General features: G+C 60.0%; 2 protein-coding genes. Both read right to left on the minus strand.

From position 1 onward, the window contains the following. Nucleotides 1-509: tyrosine-type recombinase/integrase (locus SB822_RS54585; protein ID WP_410858783.1), on the minus strand; the 509-nt coding region annotated here is incomplete at its 3' end. Nucleotides 510-526: 17 nt separating this feature from the next. Next, nucleotides 527-1,159, minus strand: a 633-nt coding sequence (locus SB822_RS54590) for a site-specific integrase (RefSeq protein ID WP_410858784.1), incomplete at its 5' end; no start/stop codon positions are given.

Genomic DNA, 1,159 nt, shown 5'->3' on the forward strand with positions numbered 1-1,159 from the left:
GATTTACCGAGCTTCCCGCACCGAATGAGCAGCAATCGGCGGTCGAGATCGACGTCCGAGCGCGTCAACGCCGCCACTTCAGCGGTCCTCAGACCTGAGGATGCCATCAATCCAAAGATTGCCGCGCAGCTCGCGCCACGCAAGCCGTGTGGTGGATAAAGCCCCTCGCAGCTGGCCATCAACTCGATGATCTCATTGTCACTAAAGACATGTGGGACCAGCCGGCGATGTGCCGGCCCAAAAAGCCCTCGAGGTGGAATGTCCGTTGCGGGATCGAACTGCCGGCAGTATTTGGCAAAGGGCCGTAGTAGCTCGATCCTGCGTGCGGCCGTAAGCCGGCGGCCTCCTACGGAACTGCTTGCCCATCGCACGGCAAGCTGTGTGGTCAACGAGCCCTTGTGGCCGATCTGTTGAGCGAATCGCGCGAAGTGTCGAAGCTGTTCGCCTTCCGCCTTGAGCGCAAATCCCGCTTGGCGGCGAACCGCGAGGTAGTCGTCGATCCACTGCATAAGTGATTTGCGGTGTCTCATGAGTGCCTCCCCGGCCAGGGAAGCGCTACCAGTCGAAGCGCTGGAACATTCACCTTGGCATAAATGGTCGTCGTGTCAAGGCTGCGATGGCGTAACAGGTCGGCAATCTCCTTGAATGGGGCGCTGCCTTGTGCCATCCGACATGCCACTGTGTGTCGGAAAATGTGTGTGCCACGCACGCGTTGTTGAAGCCCGCAACGTTCGGCGGCGTAACGCACTGCGTTTCTTACGATGTCCAGACCAGCTCCTGCATTGATCGGCGGTCGATGGCGTACAAAGACCTCTCGCCGCGTTGTTTGAGGACGTCCGTACTGCAGATACCCAGCGATCGCTTCGCCGGTTCGCCGCGGCAGCGGTACCACATCGATTCGATTACCTTTGCCGTGAAGCGTCAAGGTTCCCACGCGCCAGTCGATATCGTCGAGGCACAATTGTGCGACTTCAGCGCGTCTCAAGCCAAGGTCCAGCAGGCACCGGGTAATGGCGTAGTCGCGCATGCCGGTGGCGCTGTTGCGGTCAAAGGCGCTGAGCAGCTGTCTGATCTCCTCAGGCGACAAGATATCCGGCAGGCCAGAGAGTCGCCATAAGGCCACCCGCGGCAGTGCGGCGATAAGTGTTGTGGTTGGGAT

Origin of the sequence: Paraburkholderia sp. SIMBA_054 (genome assembly GCF_046534875.1) — a bacterium.
Lineage (GTDB): Bacteria > Pseudomonadota > Gammaproteobacteria > Burkholderiales > Burkholderiaceae > Paraburkholderia > Paraburkholderia hospita.